General features: G+C 45.9%; 1 rRNA gene. It reads right to left on the reverse strand.

What is annotated here, in order from left to right:
* Nucleotides 1-152 precede the first annotated feature (152 nt).
* Nucleotides 153-255, reverse strand: a 5S ribosomal RNA gene (rrf, locus tag ACOB80_RS20925); the annotation flags it as partial.

A 255-nucleotide genomic window follows, 5' to 3' on the forward strand; every position in this document is an offset into this window, starting at 1 on the left:
TATCACTCGCAGAGCTCGTGCTGAAAAATTGGGATAAAGCCAAACTGTTGGCTTTCTCTATTAACCAATTTTCCTCTACTCGAGAGTAGGACATTCTAAACCCTACAAAGCAAAAAACCCGTAGCGTCAGCTACGGGTCTTTCTAATTAGGTGCTTAGCAATGTCCTACTCTCACATGGGACCTCCCACACTACCATCGGCGCTATTGCATTTCACTTCTGAGTTCGGCATGGGGTCAGGTGGTTCTACAATGCT

The organism is Thalassotalea coralli (assembly GCF_055786205.1).